At 72.0% G+C, this 3,622-nt stretch carries 3 protein-coding genes; 2 read left to right on the top strand and 1 reads right to left on the bottom strand.

Features of this window, described 5'->3' with window-relative positions; all coding sequences use genetic code 11:
• Positions 1 to 532 precede the first annotated feature (532 nt).
• Positions 533 to 1,558, top strand: a complete 1,026-nt coding sequence (locus ETD96_RS42540) for a 6-phosphofructokinase (protein ID WP_138642145.1) — start codon at positions 533 to 535, stop codon at positions 1,556 to 1,558.
• A gap of 104 nt (positions 1,559 to 1,662) precedes the next feature.
• Positions 1,663 to 2,895, top strand: coding sequence for a tRNA uracil 4-sulfurtransferase ThiI (gene thiI / locus ETD96_RS42535; RefSeq protein ID WP_138642144.1), 1,233 nt, complete (start codon positions 1,663 to 1,665; stop codon positions 2,893 to 2,895).
• A 99-nt stretch (positions 2,896 to 2,994) separates the two neighbouring features.
• Here thiI and ETD96_RS42530 read toward each other — a convergent pair whose 3' ends face one another.
• Entirely contained in the window at positions 2,995 to 3,615 is a 621-nt protein-coding gene (locus ETD96_RS42530) for a DUF5998 family protein (protein WP_240808624.1), read from the bottom strand.
• Between the last annotated feature and the right edge of the window lie 7 nt (positions 3,616 to 3,622).

Genomic DNA, 3,622 nt, shown 5'->3' with positions numbered 1-3,622 from the left:
GCGATCTCCAAGTACAACGCCCGCGGCCCGGCCATCGACCGAACCACCTACCAGGCCACCATCGCCATCGACATCCTCACCCCGACCAACTCGACAACAGCCGAAGACCCTTAACTTCCCGGCATTGGGACTAGCCGGGGGCCGCGCGTCGGCCCGTGGGCCATTCGAGACGGGTGAGACTTTGCGCGGGCACGCCGCGATGATCTCGGCGCGGACGCGGCGCGGGAACTGGCGCTCGCCAGGGGTCCGGTGGTCATATGACGGCGAGTCCCCGCCGACGTCCCCGCACGGCCGCCGCGCACCACAGGCCGGGGGAGTGACGGTGCTGGTTCGCGGGTACGTCCGGGTCTTCGGACGGGTGCGTCCCACCGGCCCGCGCGTTGCGGGGTGAACGGTGTGCCGCCGCCCCCGGCAGCGGCTATGGTCTAGACCAATGGCGGCGCGCCGGGACGCCCGGACGCGCCGGCACCGTGGCCGTATGTTCGGGCCTGTGAATCGAGGGAGGAGCCCGGTGGCGGGAGAAGGAGACGGCATGCGCGTCGGAGTGCTGACCGGAGGCGGGGACTGCCCCGGACTGAACGCGGTGATCCGCGCGGTCGTCCGGAAGGGCGTGCAGGTCTTCGGCTACGAGTTCGTGGGCTTCCGGGCCGGCTGGCGCGGGCCCCTCGAAGGCGACACCGTGGCCCTCGACGTCCAGGCCGTGCGCGGGATCCTGCCGCGCGGCGGCACGATCCTCGGCTCGTCCCGGACCAACCCGGTCAAGGTCGAGGGCGGCATCGAGCGGATCAAGGACAACCTCGCCGGCCTCGGCGTGGACGCCCTGATCGCCATCGGCGGCGAGGACACCCTCGGCGTCGCGCGCGAACTGTACGCCAACGGCGTCAACGTCGTCGGCGTCCCGAAGACGATCGACAACGACCTGAACGCGACCGACTACACGTTCGGGTTCGACACCGCCGTCAACATCGGCATGGAGGCCGTCGACCGGCTGCACACCACCGCCGAGAGCCACCACCGCGCGCTGATCTGCGAGGTCATGGGCCGGCACGCGGGCTGGATAGCGCTGCACGTCGGCATGGCCGCCGGCGCCAACGTCATCCTCATCCCCGAGCGGCCCTTCGACATCGAGAAGGTCTGCCAGTACGTGGAGAGCCGGTTCAAGACCCGGTACGCGCCGATCATCGTCGTGTCCGAGGGCGCCCACCCGGTCGACGGGCAGATGCAGCTGCAGACCGGCGAGCGGGACGCGTTCGGGCACGTCCGGCTCGGCGGCATCGGCCAGGCCCTCGCCGACGAGATCGAGAAGCGCACCGGCAAGGAGGCCCGCGCCACCGTGCTCGGGCACATCCAGCGCGGCGGCACCCCCACCGCGTTCGACCGCGTCCTCGCCACCCGCTTCGGCCTCCAGGCCATCGACGCCGTCAAGGACGGCGACTTCGGCAAGATGGTCGCGCTCCAGGGCACCGACATCGTCCGCGTCGGACTGGACGAGGCGACCAAGGAGCTGAAGACCGTCCCGCTCGAGCGCTACGCCGAGGCCGAGGTCTTCTTCGGCTGATCCGGTCCTCCTGGCGGGAACACGTTTTCCAGGTCGCGGTGTTGCCCACTGTGGGCCACACTAGAAGCCCACCCCTAGACCTGCTCCCGCCAGGAGGATCACGCATGACCACGCTCGACACCGCGCCGGCGGACGTCCGGGAGCAGTCGCCGGTCGACGGCGAGCCGTGCGTGCTGCTCAAACTGGGCGAGGTCGTCCTCAAGGGCAAGAACCGCGAACTGTTCGAGCGCCGCCTCGCCGACAACGTGCGGCTGGCCGTCCGGCCGATCGCCCGCGTCGACGTCGTCCGCCGCCACGGCGTGTTCATCATCCGCAAGCACGACGCCGACCTGGCCACCATGGAACGCGTCGCGCAGCGGGTGACCGACGTCATGGGCATCGTGTGGGCGCACCGCGCCTGGCGGGTCGGCAAGGACCTCGCCAGCGTCGAGCGCGCCGCCCTCGAACTCATGGACGGCCGCACCGGCACCTTCGCCGTCCGGTCCCGGCGCCGCGACAAGCGCTTCCCGATGACCTCCACCGAGCTCGACCGGCACATCGGCGGGCTCGTCGCCGAGCGCTACGGCCAGCCCGTCAAGCTCAAGGACCCCGAGCACACCCTGTCCATCGAGGTCGACCGCGACGAGGTGTTCGTCTACTCCGGCGGGCTGCCCGGCCAGGGCGGCCTCCCCGTCGGGATGAGCGGCCGCGCCCTCGTGCTGATGTCCGGCGGCATCGACTCGCCCGTCGCCGCCTACCGCATGATGCGCCGCGGCCTGCGCGTCGACTACCTGCACTTCTCCGGCATGCCGTTCACCGGCCCCGAGTCGATCTACAAGGCGTACGCGCTGGTCCGCGAGCTGGACAAGTTCCAGGGCGGGTCCCGGCTGTTCGTCGTCCCGTTCGGCAAGGCGCAGCAGCAGATCAAGTCGTCCGGCGCGGACCGGCTCGCCGTGATCGCGCAGCGCCGGCTGATGCTGCGCACCGGCGAGGTCCTCGCCCGCCGGCTGCGCGGCGGCGCGCTGATCACCGGCGACGCGCTCGGCCAGGTGTCCAGCCAGACGCTCACCAACATCACCGCGCTGGACGACGCCGTGGAGCTGCCGATCCTGCGGCCCCTCGTCGGCATGGACAAGAGCGAGATCATGGACCAGGCGCGCCGCATCCGCACCCTGTCGATCTCCGAGCTGCCCGACGAGGACTGCTGCACCATGCTCGCGCCCCGCCGCGCCGAGACCAAGGCCAAGATCGACGACCTCCGCCGCATCGAGAAGCGCCTCGACGTCGACGAACTCGCCGACCACCTCGCCGAATCCGTCCAGGAGCACCGCCCGGTCTACGGCGACACCTCCACCTGACCCGCGCCCCTCAGCGTTTCATCGTGGGGGGCAACCCCCCACACCCCCCGCAAAAGCGGACCGCCCGGCTCCCTACGTTCCGCTGGCGCTCCACTCCGGTCACCGGGCGGTCGCAGCCGAGAGTTCCTCGGCGAAGGCGAGGACCTGGGTGACGGCGTCCGCGCCGTCGGCCGCCTCGCTGACCCGCAGGGACAGGTCGTCGGCGGTGACGCTGCCGGTGTAGCCGTGGTCGGCCTCGCAGTTCTCGTCGCCGCAGGTGGCGGGTTCGAGGTCGATGTGGGCGATCGCGCCCCAGCCGATGGTCAGCACGACCTCGGTGGGCGGGACGCCCGGCACGTAGGACGCCGGGTCCGGGACGACCCGCGTCACCGCGACCGACTGGACGCGCTCCAGCTTGACGGCCTCGGTGGTGGTGGACGCGTGCGGCTGGGCCATGCCCTCGCCGGGCGGATGCTCGTCGGTGTGGCACACCAGCAGCCGGGTCGCGGACAGCACGAGCACGGTCACGTGCCGCCGCACCTCCATCGCCGGGTCGAAGGTCGCCTCGTGGTGCACGACGCGTGCGGAGCAGCAGCGGGCGTGGGCCGACCCCGGCGCGCTGCAGGCCGTCCCGCCGAGGCCGAGGCGGCCGGCGATCCACCCGGCGACGGCGCCGGTGCGGACGCCGTCGAGGGTCTCCCCCGCCGGGCGCGGGAGCTGCTCGTCCAGTCCGGGCGGCAGTTCGCCG

The organism is Actinomadura geliboluensis (assembly GCF_005889745.1).
Classification (GTDB): Bacteria; Actinomycetota; Actinomycetes; order Streptosporangiales; family Streptosporangiaceae; genus Spirillospora; species Spirillospora geliboluensis.
This window is presented reverse-complemented; position numbering and strand designations above follow the sequence as displayed.

Bases quoted from the DNA above. Each gene is read 5' to 3' on its own strand.
- ETD96_RS42540 (WP_138642145.1), top strand. From the start codon at position 533: ATGCGCGTCGGAGTGCTGACCGGAGGCGGGGACTGCCCCGGACTGAAC.
- thiI (WP_138642144.1), top strand. From the start codon at position 1,663: ATGACCACGCTCGACACCGCGCCGGCGGACGTCCGGGAGCAGTCGCCG.